Origin of the sequence: Actinosynnema sp. NPDC050436, from assembly GCF_040655415.1 — a bacterium.
In the GTDB taxonomy this organism is placed as follows: domain Bacteria; phylum Actinomycetota; class Actinomycetes; order Mycobacteriales; family Pseudonocardiaceae; genus Actinosynnema.
Genome location: NZ_JBFAJV010000006.1, coordinates 1 through 15000 on the forward strand (window position 1 = coordinate 1; position 15000 = coordinate 15000).

Sequence of the window (15000 nt, forward strand, 5' to 3'; positions counted from 1 at the left end):
GCCGGGCCGGACCGCGCCGGGCCGCGCCGAGCCGGGCCGGGCCGCGCCGAGCCGGGCCGGGCCGCGCCGAGCCGGACCGGGTCAGGCCGCCTGGAGAGGGCTGGACCCGGCTCGGCCGGACGGGGTCACAGGTCGGTCAGCAGTTCGTCGAGCTGCTCGTAGCCCTCGACCACGCCGGTGTCCATGCCGCTGCTCACGGCCAGGTCCCGGGCCTCGACCGACTCGAACGCGGTCAGCCCGCGCAGTCGGGTCCGGCCGTCGCCCAGGTCCTGGAAGTGCAACGTCTCCAGGCACACGCCGTCCGGGTACCCGTCGAACGTGAACGTCTGCACGATCCGCTCCCCCGGCCGCACCTCGTGGAACGAGCCGTAGAACCCGTACTCGCCGTTCGCGTCCCGGTGCGAGTACCGGTACGCGCCGCCCGTCTCGGCCTCCCAGCGGGTGATCTCCATCGTCATGCCGCGCGGACCGAGCCACCTCGTGACCAGGTCGGGCTCCACGTGCGCCCGGAACACGGCGGCCGGCGGAGCGTCGAACTCGCGGACGATCTCGATCGTCGGCACCGCCGGGTCGGCGGTGATGGTGACCTCGTGGTGCCGGGTGGTGGTGCTCATGATGCTGCTCCCTCGTCCTGTGTTCCGCGTTCCTCGCCGAGTTCGGCGAGCACGTCGTCCAACCGCCGGTAGCGCTGCTCGGCTTCGCGCCGGTACCGCTCGATCCAGTGGGTCATCAGGTCGAACACCTCCGCTTCCAGGTGCACCGGCCGCCGCTGGGCCTCTCGACTCCTGCTGACCAGACCGGCTTCCTCCAGCACCTTCAGGTGCTTGGACACCGCCTGCACGGTCACGGCGTAGGGCTCGGCCAGCTCGTTGACCGTCGCGTCCGCGACCGCCAGCCGGGCCACCATGTCCCGCCGGGTGGGGTCCGCCAACGCAGCGAACACCCGCGATAGCCGGTCCTCCATGATCTGTCCCCTTACTCAACCCTGCGGTTGAACAAACCGTAGAACTCAACCCACGGGTTTGTCAACCAAATCATTGAACATACAGGTAGACATCCCGAAGACGCCGCGATGAGCAAACCCGCAACCACCGACCCTCGTCCGCCCAGCGCCCCGCGCGCGGTGAGCAGGCCCGAACGGATGACGGCCCGGACCACGAACAGGCGAGGCCCGGGGCGGCTCACCGGGCACGGGGTCGCCAGGTCGGGGAAACTGGTCCGCAGCGACTCGGGGCTTCACCGGAAGGTGGGCAGTCGCGGGCACCCGCGAACCGCCCTCGTCACCGGCCCGAACCAGATGGACCAGCGGCAACACCTCAAGACGACCTCAAGCACGCCTGACACGATCGATGTCGTGATCGATCCTGTGACCGAGCCCTCGTTGCCCGGCCCCTCCTGTGTGTGAAGTGCACCAGACGGGGGACTAGCCTGACCATGAGTGAGTCATTACCAAGAGCGAGATGGATAGAGGCGAGCGTCAGCCGTGTCCAGCAGCAGTCCTGCTTCACAGTTCGGCCCGAATGAGTGGCTGGTCGAGGAGATGTACGAGCAGTTCCTCTCCGACCCGTCGTCCGTAGACCCGGCCTGGCACGACTTCTTCGCCGACTACAAGTCGACGCAGCGGTCCGGCAACGGGACCTCGGCGGCGACGGCGGAGAGCGGCTCGTCCTCCACCACCGCCCCGTCCGCGCCGACCGCCACCGCCACCAAGCAGCCGCCCGCGGCCAAGCCCGCGCCGGCCGCGCCCGAGGCGAAGCCGGCGACCGGGTCGAAGCCGGCGACCGGAGCGAAGCCGGCGACGCTGCCCCCGACCACGGGCAAGCCCGCTCCCGCGCAGGCAGCCAAGGCCGCGCCGGTGCAGCCGGCCGCCGGCCAGGAGCAGAAGCAGCTGCGGGGTGCCGCCGCCGCGATCGCGAAGAACATGGAGCTGTCGCTCACCGTTCCGACCGCGACCAGCGTGCGCGCCGTGCCGGCCAAGCTGCTGGCGGACAACCGGATCGTGATCAACAACCACCTCAAGCGCACCCGGGGCGGGAAGGTCTCCTTCACCCACCTCATCGGCTACGCGGTGGTCCGGGCGCTCCAGGCGTTCCCGAACATGAACCGGCACTTCGCCGACGTCGAGGGCAAGCCGTTCGTGGTCACGCCCGAGCACGTCAACTTCGGCCTGGCGATCGACCTGCCCGGCAAGGACGGCTCGCGCTCGCTCGTCGTGGCCTCGATCAAGGGCTGCGAGAACATGACGTTCACGCAGTTCTGGCAGGCGTACGAGGACCTGATCCGCAAGGCCCGCGGCGGCTCGCTGACCACCGAGGACTTCAGCGGCACGACCATCTCGCTGACCAACCCCGGCACGATCGGCACGAACCACTCGGTGCCCCGCCTCACCGCCGGCCAGGGCGCGATCATCGGCGTCGGCGCGATGGAGTACCCCGCCCACTTCCAGGGCACCAGCGAGCAGGCCCTGGTCGAGATGGGCGTCAGCAAGATCATCACGCTGACCTCGACCTACGACCACCGGATCATCCAGGGCGCGGAGTCCGGCGAGTTCCTCAAGCGGATCCACCAGCTCCTGCTCGGCGAGGACGGCTTCTACGACGACGTCTTCACGTCGCTGCGCCTGCCCTACGAGCCGATCCGCTGGGTCGCGGACATCCCGGAGGGCGCGGTCGACAAGACCGCCCGCGTCATCGAGCTGATCGACGCGTTCCGCACCCGGGGCCACCTGATGGCCGACACGGACCCGCTGAACTACCGCCAGCGCAGCCACCGCGACCTGGACGTCCTGTCGCACGGCCTGACCCTGTGGGACCTCGACCGGGAGTTCCCGGTCGGCGGGTTCGCGGGCCAGGAGCGGATGCGCCTGCGCGACATCCTCGGCGTGCTGCGCAACTCGTACTGCCGCACGGTCGGCGTCGAGTACATGCACATCCTCGACCCGGAGGAGCGCCTCTGGATCCAGGAGCGCGTCGAGGTGCCGCACGAGAAGCCGCCGGCCACCGTGCAGAAGTACATCCTGTCCAAGCTCAACGCGGCCGAGGCGTTCGAGACCTTCCTCCAGACCAAGTACGTCGGCCAGAAGCGGTTCTCGCTGGAGGGCGGCGAGACGGTCATCCCGCTGCTGGACGCGGTGCTGGACAAGGCGGCCGAGCACGAGCTGGACGAGGTCGTCATCGGGATGCCGCACCGGGGCCGGCTCAACGTGCTGGCCAACATCGTCGGCAAGCCGATCTCGCAGATCTTCCGCGAGTTCGAGGGCAACCTCGACCCGGGCCAGGCGCACGGCTCCGGCGACGTCAAGTACCACCTCGGCGCCGAGGGCAAGTACTTCCGGATGTTCGGCGACGGCGAGACCAAGGTGTCGCTGACGGCGAACCCGTCGCACCTGGAGGCCGTGGACCCGGTGCTGGAGGGCATCGTCCGCGCCAAGCAGGACACCCTGGACATGGGCGGCGAGGGCTTCACCGTGCTGCCGGTCGCCATGCACGGCGACGCCGCGTTCGCGGGACAGGGCGTGGTCGCCGAGACGCTGAACCTGGCGCTGGTGCGCGGCTACCGCACCGGCGGCACGGTGCACGTCGTGGTGAACAACCAGGTCGGCTTCACCACCGCGCCGGAGAACTCGCGCTCCTCGAAGTACTCGACGGACGTCGCCAAGATGATCGGCGCACCGGTCTTCCACGTGAACGGCGACGACCCGGAGGCGTGCTACTGGGTCGCCAAGCTGGCCGTGGACTACCGGCAGGCGTTCAACAAGGACGTCGTCATCGACATGGTCTGCTACCGCCGCCGGGGCCACAACGAGGGCGACGACCCCTCGATGACCCAGCCGGCGATGTACGACGTGATCGACACCAAGCGCTCGGTGCGCAAGACCTACACCGAGTCGCTGATCGGTCGCGGCGACATCTCGGTGGAGGAGGCGGAGAAGGCGCTGCAGGACTTCTCCTCGCAGCTGGAGCACGTCTTCAACGAGGTGCGCGAGCTGGAGAAGCACCCGATCAAGACCTCGCCGTCGATCGAGCAGGAGCAGCAGGTCCCGGCCAAGCTGCCCACCGGCATCGACCGCTCGGTGATCGAGAAGATCGCGGACGCGCACGTCGACCTGCCCGAGGGCTTCACGCCGCACCCGCGCGTCAAGCCGGTGCTCGAACGGCGCGCGAAGATGGCGCGCGAGGGCGGCATCGACTGGGCGTTCGCCGAGCTGCTGGCCTTCGGGTCGCTGGTGCTGGAGGGCCGCACGGTCCGCCTGGCGGGCCAGGACTCGCGGCGCGGCACGTTCGTGCAGCGGCACGCCACGCTCGTGGACCGCAAGCGGTCCGAGGAGTACACGCCGCTGCAGAACCTGTCCGAGGACCAGGGCAAGTTCATGGTCTACGACTCGGTGCTCTCCGAGTTCGCGGCGCTGGGCTTCGAGTACGGCTACTCGGTGGCCAACCCGGACGCGCTGGTGCTGTGGGAGGCGCAGTTCGGCGACTTCGTCAACGGCGCGCAGCCGATCATCGACGAGTTCATCTCGTCCGGTGAGGCGAAGTGGGGCCAGGTCTCCGACGTCGTGCTGCTGCTGCCGCACGGCCACGAGGGCCAGGGCCCGGACCACACGTCGGGCCGCATCGAGCGCTTCCTCCAGCTCTGCGCGGAGGGCTCGATGACCATCGCGGTGCCGTCGACGCCGGCGAACTACTTCCACCTGCTGCGCCGGCACGCGCTGGACGGCGTGAACCGCCCGCTGGTGGTGTTCACCCCCAAGTCGATGCTGCGCCTGAAGTCGGCGACGTCGCCGGTGGAGCCGTTCGTGGAGGAGCGCTTCCACTCGGTGATCGACGACCCGACCTCGCCGGACCCGCAGGGCGTCACGAAGATCCTGCTGTGCAGCGGCAAGGTGTACTACGAGCTGGCCGCCGAGCAGGAGAAGCAGGGCCGCGCGGACACCGCCGTGGTCCGGGTCGAGCAGCTCTACCCGGTGCCCGCGCGGAAGCTGACGGAGGCGCTGGAGCGCTACCCGAACGCGACCGAGGTCCGCTGGGTGCAGGAGGAGCCGGCGAACCAGGGCGCCTGGCCGTTCTTCGGCCTGGCGCTGCCGGAGCTGCTGCCGAGCCGGTTCGCCGTCAAGCGCGTCTCGCGCCGCCCGATGGCCGCCCCGTCCGCCGGGTCGTCCAAGGTGCACGAGGTCGAGCAGCGCGAGCTGATCGCCAAGGCGTTCGAGTAGGCCGCCGTGTACTTCACCGATCGCGGCATCGAGGAGCTGGAGTCCCGCCGGGGCGAGGAAGAGGTCAGCCTCGCCTGGCTGGCCGACAAGCTCCGCGCCTTCGTGGACGCCAACCCCGAGTTCGAGACGCCGATCGAGCGCCTGGCCACCTACCTGGCCCGGGACGAGGACGACCTCGACGACTGACCGCAACACCCGAACGCCCCCGCGACCGACTCAGGTTCGCGGGGGCGTTCGTCGTTGCGGGGGCAACGAGGTCGGCCGCCGTACGGGCCAACGTGGTTGCTCCGCGAAGGCGGCCACCTCCGGCCACCCGGACGTTCACGGCGGAACCGCGCGCGAAACCCTCGTTCCGCCCGTGCCCACCTGGTTAAGATCCGCGCAACACCGCCGGGGAGGGCGGTCGCTGGTCTGGGGGAGGCCGGTCCATGGGTGGCTTGTCGCCGTCGGACGAACGCGTGGTCGCGCGCGACGCCGACGCCCTGCCGCTGCACCTCCTGCTGCTCCTCGCCGCCTTGTCCGCGGCGGTCGTCGCGCAGGGCGGGTACTACCTCCCCGGCCGCATCCTGTCCGCCGTGCTCGCCGGGGCCGCGCTCGCCCTGGCACTGCGCGACCGGCCCCGGGACCTGCTGCTGCCGGCCGCGTGCGGCGCCCTCGCGCTGTGGGCGGTCCTGCGGGCCTCGCTGGGCGCCGAACCGCTGACCGCCGTGCCGACGGTCGTCGCGCTCGGGGTGTTCGGTGCCGCCGTGCTGGTCGCGCAGCGCGCCGACGCGCGGCAGCGCGAGCTGTGCGCGAAGGTGCTGATCGGCCTCGGCGCGCTCGGCGCGCTCACCGGCTGGGTCGCCGTGGCGTGGCGGGTGCCGTCGTGGTCGGTCGTGGCGGACGGGCTGGTCCGCGCCGCGTCGACCCTCACCTACCCCAACGCGGCGGCGGCGCTGTTCGCGGCCCTCGCGGTCCTGGCGATCTGCCGGCCCTCGGCCGTGCACGCGGGCGCGGCCTGCCTGCTGCTGGTCGGACTGGGCGCGACGCTGAGCCGGGCCGGGCTGGTCGCCCTGGTGTGCGGCCTGGTCGCGGCCGGGTTCCTGGCCGGGTGGCGGCGGACCGCGCGGCACGCCGCAGGGCCCGTGCTGGGCGCGGTGCTCGCGCTGGGCGCGCTCGTCCCGTCGTTCCCGGCGTCCGGCCCGCCGGAGCGGGTGCTCGCGGCAGGCGGCCTCCTGGCGGGCGTCGGGCTGGCGGTGTGGTCGACCCGCGCCGGCGGGCGGGTGCTCGCCGGCGTGGCCGCCGGTGTCGCGGCGGCGGGCGTGGCGGTCGTGGCGACCGGCCTGCTGCCGCTGGGCGGCGGCCTGCTCGGCGGACGGCTGTCGCTGGGCTCCCCGGACCGCAGCGGGGCGGCGGACGCCGCGCTGCACCTGGTCGCGGCGAACCCGCTGACCGGTGTCGGGCCGGGCCGGGGCTGGTTCACGTTCCACCGCGACGGTCCGCGCGTCATGCGCTACGTCCACAACGAGTACCTCCAGGTGCTCGTCGAGTTGGGAGCCGTCGGGCTGCTCCTGCTGGGGGTCCTGCTGTACGCGGTGTTCCGCGCGGTGCGCACGCGGGTCGACGGCCCGTGGGCGGGTGCCGTCGCGGCCGTCGTCGTGCTCGCCGTGCACAGCGGGTTCGACTTCCTCTGGCACCTGCCCGTCACGTTGTTGGCCGCCGGAACGCTCATCGGCCTCGCCTCACCACCACCGAACACCAAGGAGACACCGTGAAGATGACGTTCCGCGCGGCGCGCTCGGCGAAGGCCGCGGCGGTGCTCGCCGTCGCCGCGGGCGCGATCGTCGCGTCCGCGATCCCGGGCAGCGCCGACGTGAGCACCCAGTCGCCCTCGCTGGGCGGCGTGCGCGTCGAGTCCCCGGCCAAGCTCCAGGCCAACGGCGCGGCGCTGCTGGTCCCGGTGACCGTCGTCTGCCTGCCCGGCTCGTACTCCTCCTACGTGAACCTCCAGGTGACCCAGCGGGTGGGCAACGCGCTGGCGACCGGCGGCGGGAGCACCCGGGTCGAGAACTGCACCGGCGGCATCCAGGAGCTGTCCATCCCGGTGCACGCCCAGGCCGGCGGCAAGCCGTTCCGCAAGGGCACGGGCTTCGCGTCGGCCAACCTGAACGGCCCGTTCCCCGGCCCGATCACCGACCACCGCGAGATCAAGATCACCAACTGACCGGCCCGGCGGGGCACCCCTCGTGCCCCGCCACCACCGACGCAGGTCGGTCTAGCGGACGCGGTCGCCCTTGCGCCACACCGCATACGTCAACGGCACGCCCGGCCGGTACGCGAGGTGCGTGGCGCTCGGCGCGTCCAGCACGTGCACGTCGGCCCGCGCGCCGACCGACAGGTGCCCCACGTCCTCGCGGCCGAGTGCGATCGCGCCGGCCCGGGTGGCCGCGAACACGGCCTCCTCCACCGACATCCGCAGCTGGAGCACGGCCGTGGTCACGCAGTAGGCCATCGACGTGGTGTAGGAGCTGCCCGGGTTGCAGTTGCTGGCCAGCGCGACCGTCGCGCCCGCGTCCAGCAGCTCCCGCGCGGGCGGGAGGGACTGGCGGGTCGACAGGTCGCACGCGGGCAGCAGGGTCGCCACGGTCGTCGAGCCGGCCAGCGCCTCGACGTCGGCGTCGGACAGGTAGGTGCAGTGGTCGACGCTGGCCGCGCCGAGTTCCACCGCGAGCCGCACGCCGGGGCCCTCGCCGAGCTGGTTGCCGTGCACCCGCAGCCCCAACCCCTTGGCCGCGGCGGCTTCGAGCACCGCGCGGGACTGGTCGGCGTCGAACGCGCCCTGCTCGCAGAACACGTCCGCCCACCGCACGTGCGGCGCCACCGCGTCCAGCATCTCCCCGCACACCAGGGCGACGTACTCGTCGGCGTCGGCACCGGGCGGCACGAGGTGCGCGCCCAGGAAGGTCGCCTCGTCGGCGTACCGGGCGGCGATCCGCGCGGAGCGCAGCTCGTCCTCCACGGTCAGGCCGTAGCCGGTCTTGGTCTCCACGCACGTGGTGCCCTGCGCGACCGCCTCGGCGACGTGCCGCCGGATGGTGGCCGCCAGCTCGTCGTCCGACGCGGCGCGGGTCGCGCCGACCGTGGTGGCGATGCCGCCCGCGCTGTAGGGCCTGCCGGACATGCGGGCCTCGAACTCGGCGGTCCGGTCGCCGGCGAACACCAGGTGCGTGTGGCTGTCCACCCACCCCGGCAGGACCGCGCGCCCGGCCGCGTCGAACACCTCGTCGGCGGCCGGCGCGGTGGACGCGGCACCGACCCACGCCACCCGCCCACCGTCCAGGACCAGCGCGGCGTCGGCGAGCCGGCCGAGGTCCGAGTTCGTGGTCAGCTCGCCGACGTTGGTGATCAGGGTGCTCACAGGACCGCCTTCAGCAGCTCGCCGACCTCGCCCAGGCTTTCGTGGACACCGTTGCGCGCCACCACTCTGCCGCCGGACACCACCACCGCCACGTCGGACGCGGTGGCGGCCAGCACGACCTGGTCGGGCGCGCACCCGGTGGTGCGCACCGAGTCCAGCTTGACGGCCACGAGGTCGGCGCGCGCGCCGACCTCGATCCGCCCGGCGTCGGGCCACCCGATGGAGGAGTGGTTGGTCAGCGCGGTGACCAGCTCCTGCGGGGTGAACCGGCCGCGTTGGCCGCTGCGCAGCCGCTCGCCGTGCTCCAGGCCGCGCAGCTCCAGCAGCGGGTCGACCACCGCGTGCTGGTCGCTGCCCAGCGACAGCGGGCTGCCGGCGGCGCTCAGCTCGCGCGCCGGGCCGATGCCGTCGGCCAGGTCCGCCTCCGTGGTCGGGCAGAAGCACGCGCCCGTCCCGGAGGCGCCCAGCAGCGCGATGTCCCCGGCGGTCAGGTGGGTGGCGTGGACGGCGGTCGTGCGGGGCGTGAGCGCGCCCGCCTCGTGCAGCAGCGCGGTCGGGGTCAGCCCGTACGCGTCGAGGCACGCCTCGTTCTCGGCCGGCTGCTCCGACAGGTGCACGTGCAGCGGCCGGTCCGGGAACGCGCCGGCCACCACGGGCAGTTCCTCCCCCGGCACCGCGCGCACCGAGTGGATCGCCGCCCCGACGCGGGTGTTGTCGTCCTCGCGCAGCTCGGACACCCGGGCCGCCCACCGCTCCCCGGTGCCGTCGGAGAACCGCTGCTGCACGCCGGTCACCGGTTGCCCGATGCCGCCGGCCAGGTAGCAGGCGTCCAGCAGGGTCAGCCGGATGCCGGCGTCGGCGGCGGCCCGGCGCAGCGCCTCGCCCATCTCGTTGCCGCCGTTGTGCAGGTAGTGGAACTCCCCCACCGCCGTCACGCCCGCGACCGCCATCTCCGCGTAGACCGCCCGCGCCAGGCGCAGGTAGCTGTCCGGGGTGAGGCTCTCCGCCACCGCGTACATGCGGTCGCGCCACGTCCAGAACGTGCCGCCGTCGGAGTGCGTCCTACCGCGCAGGGCCCGGTGGAAGGCGTGGGAGTGCGCGTTGGCGAACCCCGGCAGCACGACCCCGTACAGGCGCTCGCAGCCCAGCGGGATGGTGTCCACTGTGGACACCGAGGTGATGGTGCCGCGATCCACCCGAACCAGCACCCGGGACGCGATCCCGTCCGGGAGCCACGCCTGCTCGCACCAGAAGCTCTTCATCGGGTCAGCCGCTCCACCGTCGTCGCCAGCGCCACCACGCCCGCCGCGCAGTCGTCGGCCTCGGCGAACTCCTCGGGGGCGTGGCTGATCCCGGTCGGGTTGCGCACGAACAGCATGGCGGTCGGCACGTGCGCCGCCAAGATCCCCGCGTCGTGACCCGCGCCGGTGGGCAGCGCCGGCACCCCGCCCAGCACGTCGGAGATCTCGCCGGCCAGCCCGGTGTCGAAGTGCACGGTGTCGCCGTAGGACTCCTCGGTGACCCGGACCTCGCAGCCCTCGTCCCGGGCCGCCGCGCGGGCCTCCTCGGTGATCCGGGCGACCACCTCGCGGGTCCGCGCGTCGTCCGCCGCGCGGGCGTCCAGCCAGACGTCGACCGACGACGCGATCACGTTGGTGCCGCCCGGGTTCGGCACGAGCCGGCCCACGGTGGCCCGCGCGCCGCCGGTGGCCGCCGCGCGCGCGGCCAGCACCAGCCGCGACGCGGGCAGCATCGGGTCCCGCCGGTCCTCGACCAGGGTCGCGCCGGCGTGGTTGCCCTCGCCGGTGAAGGTGTAGCGCCAGCGCCCGTGGGCGAGGATCGAACTGGCCACGCCGACCGGGACGGTGAGCCCCCGGCCCTGCTCGACGTGCAGCTCGACGAACCGGCCGACCAGCGCCAGCGCCTCGTCGTCCCGGCCCATCCGCTCCGGGTCGAACCCGGCGGCGCGCGCGGCGTCGCCGAACGAGACCCCGTCCGGGTCGGTGAGCGCGAGCGCCTTCTCCGGGGCGATCGCGCCGGTCATCAGCCGCGAGCCGAGGCAGGCGACGCCGAACCGGCCGCCCTCCTCCTCCACGAACACCACGACCGCGAACGGCCGGGCCGGCGTGAAGCCCTTGGCCTGCAACAGGTCGACCGCCTGCAACGCCGACACGACGCCCAGGGGTCCGTCGAACGCGCCGCCGCCCGGCACGGAGTCCAGGTGGCTGCCGGTGATCACCGCGTCCGGGCCCGGCGCACCCCACCACGCCCACAGGTTGCCGTTGCGGTCGGGCCGGACGTCCAGGCCGCGCCGGGTCGCCTCGGCGGTGAACCACTCGCGCAGCTCCAGCTCGACGCGGTCGAACCCGTGCCGCGAGTAGCCGCCCCGCCGGGCGTCCCGGCCGACGTCCGCGAGGTCCGCGAGGTCAGTCATTGCGCGCCATGGGGATCCGCACGCCCTTGTCCGCCGCGACCTCCTCGGCCTGCGGGTACCCGGCGTCCACGTGCCGGATCACGCCCATGCCGGGGTCGTTGGTCAGCACCCGCTCGATCTTGCGGGCGGCCAGCTCGGTGCCGTCGGCGACGGTGACCTGGCCGGCGTGGATGGAGCGCCCGATGCCGACGCCGCCGCCGTGGTGGATGGACACCCAGGTCGCCCCGGACGCGGTGTTGACCAGCGCGTTGAGCAGCGGCCAGTCGGCGATGGCGTCCGAGCCGTCGGCCATCGACTCGGTCTCCCGGTACGGGGAGGCGACCGAGCCGCAGTCGAGGTGGTCGCGGCCGATCACGATCGGCGCGGACAGCTCGCCGCCGGCCACCATCTCGTTGAACTTCAGGCCGGCCAGGTGCCGCTCGCCGTAGCCCAGCCAGCAGATCCGCGCGGGCAGGCCCTGGAACTCGACCCGCTCGCCGGCCATCCTGATCCAGCGCGCGAGCTTCTCGTCCTCCGGGAACAGCTCCAGGATCGCCCGGTCGGTCTTCGCGATGTCGGCCGGGTCGCCGGACAGCGCCGCCCAGCGGAACGGGCCCTTGCCCTCGCAGAACAGCGGCCGGATGTAGGCGGGCACGAAACCGGGGAAGTCGAACGCCCGGTCGTAGCCGCCGAGCTTGGCCTCGCCCCGGATGGAGTTGCCGTAGTCGAACACCTCCGCGCCCCGGTCCTGGAACCCGACCATCGCCTCCACGTGGTCGGCCATCGACTCGCGGGACCGGTCGGTGAACTCGTCGGGCTTCTTGGCCGCGTAGTCCGACCAGTCGTCCAGGTCGACGCCCTTGGGCAGGTACGCCAGCGGGTCGTGCGCGGAGGTCTGGTCGGTGACGATGTCGACCGGCACCTCCCGGCGCAGCAGCTCGGGCAGCACCTCGGCGGCGTTGCCGATCAGGCCGACCGACAGCGCCCGGCCCTCCGCCTTGGCCGCGAGCACGCGGGCGATCGCGTCGTCGATGTCGTCGGCGACCTCGTCGAGGTACCGGGTCTCCACGCGCCGGCGCGCGCGGTCGGGGTCGACTTCGACGCAGAGCGCGACGCCCTCGTTCATGGTGACGGCCAGCGGCTGCGCGCCGCCCATGCCGCCGAGGCCGGCGGTGACCGTGAGCGTGCCCTTCAGGGTGCCGCCGAACCGCTTGTCGGCGACGGCCGCGAACGTCTCGTAGGTGCCCTGGAGGATGCCCTGGGTGCCGATGTAGATCCACGACCCGGCGGTCATCTGGCCGTACATGGTCAGGCCCTCGGCCTCCAGCCTGCGGAACTCGGGCCAGTTCGCCCAGTCCGGCACCAGGTTGGAGTTGGCGATCAGCACGCGCGGGGCCCACTCGTTGGTCCGCATCACGCCCACCGGGCGGCCGGACTGCACGAGCAGCGTCTCGTCGTCGGCCAGCTCGGCCAGCTCGCGGCCGATGGCGTGGAAGCTCGGCCAGTCCCGCGCCGCCTTGCCGGTGCCGCCGTAGACCACCAGGTCCTCCGGGCGCTCGGCCACGTCCGGGTCGAGGTTGTTGTGGAACATCCGCAGGGCGGCCTCGGTCTGCCAGCTGCGGGCGGTCAGGTCGGTGCCTCGGGCTGCACGCACCATCACAGGGCTCCGTTCCGGATGAGGTCTTCGGCGGCGGCGATCTCGGGGGCCAGGTGGCGGTCCGGGCCGGGGCCCTGGACGCTCGCGCGGAGCTTCGCCACGGCCTCGGCCGTCGCCGGGGCGGGGGTGAGGGGTGCCCGCAGGTCCAGCGCGCGGGCGGCGGTGAGCAGCTCGACCGCCAGCACGGTGCGCAGGCCGTCCACGGCCTTGCGCAGCTTGCGCGCGGCGGACCAGCCCATGGAGACGTGGTCCTCCTGCATCGCGCTGCTCGGGATCGAGTCGACGGACGCGGGCACGGCCAGCCGCTTGAGCTCGCTGACGATCGCGGCCTGCGTGTACTGGGCGATCATGTGGCCGGAGTCGACGCCGGGGTCGTCGGCCAGGAACGGCGGCAGGCCGTGCGACCGGTTCACGTCCAGCATCCGGTCGGTGCGGCGCTCGGCGATGCTCGCCACGTCGGCCACCGGGATGGCCAGGAAGTCCAGCACGTAGGCGATCGGGGCGCCGTGGAAGTTGCCGTTGGACTCGACCCGGCCGTCGGCCAGCACCACCGGGTTGTCCACGGCGGCGGCCAGCTCGCGGTCCGCGACGGTCTCGGCGTAGGTCACGGTGTCCCGGGCCGCCCCGTGCACCTGCGGCGAGCAGCGCAGCGAGTACGCGTCCTGGACGCGCGTGCAGTCCGGGCCCCGGTGGCTGGCCACGATCTCGGAGCCGGCCAGCAGCTCGGCCATCCGCTGGGCGCTGCGGCCCTGGCCGGGGTGCGGGCGCAGGGCGTGCAGGTCGGCCGCGAACACGCGGTCGGTGCCCAGCAGGGCCTCCACGCTCATCGCCGCCGTCAGGTCCGCCACGTCCAGCAGGTAGCGCAGGTCGCGCAGCGCCAGCACGAGCATCCCCAGCATCCCGTCGGTGCCGTTGATGAGCGCGAGGCCCTCCTTCTCCGCCAGCCGCACCGGCTCGATGCCCGCACGGCGCAGCGCGTCGGCGGCCGGCACCAGCGCGCCGTCGGCGTCGCGGACCTGGCCCTCGCCGGTCAGCGCCAGCGCGGCGGCCGACAGCGGGGCCAGGTCGCCCGAGCAGCCCAGCGAGCCGAACTCGTGCACCACCGGGGTGATGCCCGCGTTCAGCATTGCGGCCATCGCCTCGGCCGTGCTCAACCGGACCCCGGTGTGGCCGCTGGCCAGCGTCTTGAGCCGGAGCAGCACCAGCGCGCGGACGACCTCGCGCTCCACCTCGGGCCCGGAGCCGGCGGCGTGCGAGCGCACCAGCGACTGCTGGAGCGCCGCCCGCCGGTCCGGCGGGATGTGCCGGACCGCGAGCGCGCCGAAGCCCGTGGACACGCCGTAGGTGGGCTGCTCGGCCGTGGCCAGGCGTTCGATGTGGGCGCGCGCGGCCGTGACCGCTTCGCGCGCCGCCTCCGTGATCTCCACCGGCGCGTCGCCCCGGGCGACCGCGTGGACGTCGTCGCGGGTCAGTGGTTTCGGACCCAGCTGCACGGGTTGCTGCATGTGCACATCACAACCCGTGCGCCGGTTCCGCACGACCCGGGACCCCCGGAGACCGTCTGATATCCCAGACGCGGCGGCCCGCTCACGACAGCCAGTCGAACCGGGGGTCGGGGTCGAACCGGACGTGCTCGGCGACCGAGGTCAGCACCTCGGCGGTCGCGGTACCCCGGTTGGCGTGGGAGGTGTCCACCCCGACCGACAGGAACCGGCCGGACGCCGGCGGCACGGTCAGCACCCCGTCCGCGAACTCCCGGTACACCGCGTCGCGGCCCAGCGCGGTCACCGGGCGGCCGGGCCGGTCGGCCGGCGGGTCGCGGGTGTGCAGGCCCAGCCCGTAGCGGACGCCCCCCACCGCGCCGACCGCCGAGGCGAACCAGTCGCCCTGCGGCTCGACCTCGACCGACACGTCGGTCGACCCGCCCAGCGACAGCGGCACGGGCGTCCGGGCCGGGTCGGGTCGCACCGACTCGGCGACCCGGCGGGCCACCCCCGCCGGGTCGGGCACGTCGTCCGCCACGACCGACAGCACCCGGTCCGGGCCCACCTGCCAGAACAGCACGCCCTCCGCGTCGACGTAGGCGGGTGCGCCGTTGACGTCGGTCCGCGCGGCCTGCGGGGCGGCGGCGATCCGGCCGGCCCGCACGGCGGCGTCCGCGACGCAGACGCGGAGCGTGACGCGGGGACCGGACTTCCGGCCCGAGTCGCCCGACCGCCACACCCCGACCTCGGCGGGCGCGATGGGTGCGCGTCCGCTCCCGGAACCCGTCCGGCAGCCAGTCCGGCGAATACTCCACGCCCGCCCACAGGTCCAGCGGCGCG

At 73.5% G+C, this 15000-nt stretch carries 12 protein-coding genes; 4 read left to right on the forward strand and 8 right to left on the reverse strand.

The genetic code is table 11. From position 1 onward, the window contains the following. Positions 1–125 precede the first annotated feature (125 nt). Together AB0I60_RS16800 and AB0I60_RS16805 are read right to left on the reverse strand one after the other, a co-directional pair. On the reverse strand, positions 126–614 hold the full coding sequence (locus AB0I60_RS16800) for an SRPBCC family protein (RefSeq protein WP_360730680.1): 489 nt from the start codon (positions 612–614) through the stop codon (positions 126–128). Continuing rightward, a complete protein-coding gene (locus tag AB0I60_RS16805; protein ID WP_360730683.1) occupies positions 611–964 on the reverse strand; it encodes a metalloregulator ArsR/SmtB family transcription factor in 354 nt (117 codons plus the stop codon). The genes AB0I60_RS16800 and AB0I60_RS16805 overlap by 4 nt, the downstream gene beginning before the upstream one ends. A 519-nt stretch (positions 965–1483) precedes the next feature. On the opposite strand from AB0I60_RS16805, the gene AB0I60_RS16810 reads away from it, so the two are divergent. The 4 genes from AB0I60_RS16810 (at position 1484) to AB0I60_RS16825 (ending at position 7412) form a co-directional block, all read left to right on the forward strand. Beyond that, positions 1484–5209, forward strand: a complete 3726-nt coding sequence (locus tag AB0I60_RS16810) for a multifunctional oxoglutarate decarboxylase/oxoglutarate dehydrogenase thiamine pyrophosphate-binding subunit/dihydrolipoyllysine-residue succinyltransferase subunit (protein ID WP_360730685.1) — start codon at positions 1484–1486, stop codon at positions 5207–5209. Positions 5210–5215: 6 nt separating this feature from the next. Further along, complete coding sequence (locus tag AB0I60_RS16815; RefSeq protein WP_360730687.1) at positions 5216–5395, forward strand: DUF6104 family protein; 180 nt, start codon at positions 5216–5218, stop codon at positions 5393–5395. A 242-nt stretch (positions 5396–5637) separates the two neighbouring features. After that, on the forward strand, positions 5638–6963 hold the full coding sequence (locus AB0I60_RS16820; RefSeq protein ID WP_360730690.1) for an O-antigen ligase family protein: 1326 nt from the start codon (positions 5638–5640) through the stop codon (positions 6961–6963). Continuing rightward, complete coding sequence (locus tag AB0I60_RS16825) at positions 6960–7412, forward strand: hypothetical protein (protein ID WP_360730692.1); 453 nt, start codon at positions 6960–6962, stop codon at positions 7410–7412. Before AB0I60_RS16820 ends, AB0I60_RS16825 begins: the two co-directional genes overlap by 4 nt. Before the next feature lie 51 nt (positions 7413–7463). Here AB0I60_RS16825 and hutI read toward each other — a convergent pair whose 3' ends face one another. The 6 genes from hutI to AB0I60_RS16855 form a co-directional block, all read right to left on the reverse strand. Then, positions 7464–8606 (reverse strand): imidazolonepropionase, encoded by a 1143-nt coding sequence (gene hutI / locus AB0I60_RS16830; protein ID WP_360730695.1) that lies wholly within the window; start codon positions 8604–8606, stop codon positions 7464–7466. Then, the gene (locus tag AB0I60_RS16835) at positions 8603–9868 is read right to left on the reverse strand and encodes a formimidoylglutamate deiminase (protein WP_360730697.1); all 1266 of its coding nucleotides are present in this window, start codon (positions 9866–9868) and stop codon (positions 8603–8605) included. Before AB0I60_RS16835 ends, hutI begins: the two co-directional genes overlap by 4 nt. Then, a complete protein-coding gene (locus AB0I60_RS16840) occupies positions 9865–11040 on the reverse strand; it encodes an allantoate amidohydrolase (protein WP_360730700.1) in 1176 nt (391 codons plus the stop codon). The genes AB0I60_RS16835 and AB0I60_RS16840 overlap by 4 nt, the downstream gene beginning before the upstream one ends. After that, the gene (gene hutU, locus AB0I60_RS16845; protein WP_360730703.1) at positions 11033–12676 is read right to left on the reverse strand and encodes a urocanate hydratase; all 1644 of its coding nucleotides are present in this window, start codon (positions 12674–12676) and stop codon (positions 11033–11035) included. The genes AB0I60_RS16840 and hutU overlap by 8 nt, the downstream gene beginning before the upstream one ends. Continuing rightward, positions 12676–14181 carry a histidine ammonia-lyase gene (hutH, locus tag AB0I60_RS16850; protein WP_360730705.1) on the reverse strand — a complete coding sequence of 502 codons (1506 nt, stop codon included), beginning with the start codon at positions 14179–14181 and terminating at the stop codon, positions 12676–12678. The genes hutU and hutH overlap by 1 nt, the downstream gene beginning before the upstream one ends. An 82-nt stretch (positions 14182–14263) precedes the next feature. Further along, positions 14264–14899 carry a hypothetical protein gene (locus tag AB0I60_RS16855; RefSeq protein ID WP_360730707.1) on the reverse strand — a complete coding sequence of 212 codons (636 nt, stop codon included), beginning with the start codon at positions 14897–14899 and terminating at the stop codon, positions 14264–14266. Positions 14900–15000: the final 101 nt, after the last annotated feature.

What these genes read in the sequence shown, in the direction of transcription:
- AB0I60_RS16800 (WP_360730680.1), bottom strand. Translation starts at nt 614, where the DNA reads ATGAGCACCACCACCCGGCACCACGAGGTCACCATCACCGCCGACCCG.
- AB0I60_RS16805 (WP_360730683.1), bottom strand. Translation starts at nt 964, where the DNA reads ATGGAGGACCGGCTATCGCGGGTGTTCGCTGCGTTGGCGGACCCCACC.
- AB0I60_RS16820 (WP_360730690.1), top strand. Translation starts at nt 5,638, where the DNA reads ATGGGTGGCTTGTCGCCGTCGGACGAACGCGTGGTCGCGCGCGACGCC.
- AB0I60_RS16835 (WP_360730697.1), bottom strand. Translation starts at nt 9,868, where the DNA reads ATGAAGAGCTTCTGGTGCGAGCAGGCGTGGCTCCCGGACGGGATCGCG.
- AB0I60_RS16840 (WP_360730700.1), bottom strand. Translation starts at nt 11,040, where the DNA reads ATGACTGACCTCGCGGACCTCGCGGACGTCGGCCGGGACGCCCGGCGG.
- hutU (WP_360730703.1), bottom strand. Translation starts at nt 12,676, where the DNA reads ATGGTGCGTGCAGCCCGAGGCACCGACCTGACCGCCCGCAGCTGGCAG.
- hutH (WP_360730705.1), bottom strand. Translation starts at nt 14,181, where the DNA reads ATGCAGCAACCCGTGCAGCTGGGTCCGAAACCACTGACCCGCGACGAC.